At 70.3% G+C, this 209-nt stretch carries 1 pseudogene; it reads right to left on the bottom strand.

What is annotated here, in order from left to right:
• Positions 1 to 209: pseudogene (locus tag ACLQ21_RS15770) on the bottom strand (hypothetical protein); the annotation flags it as partial.

Below are 209 nucleotides of genomic sequence, written 5' to 3'. Positions count from 1 at the left end.
GCGCGGCGGGCGGGGTTCGGGCAGCCGGGGCAGCGGCACCAGCCGTCCCTGGCCTGCAGCCACAGCTTCTGCGCGACGGTCTGCCGGCGGGAGTCGACGGCGACCACGGTGCCGGTGACCGGGTCGGTGAACGGGGGTGTCAGATGGTCTGTGTAAGCGGGTGGGTCGCCGTTCGAAGGAGAACAGACTGTGACCATGACGAAGCCGAA

This window comes from Agrococcus sp. DT81.2 (assembly GCF_049844935.1).
Lineage (GTDB): Bacteria > Actinomycetota > Actinomycetes > Actinomycetales > Microbacteriaceae > Agrococcus.
The sequence above is the reverse complement of the archived record's forward strand: the minus strand, read 5'-3'. Positions and strand labels throughout refer to the sequence as shown.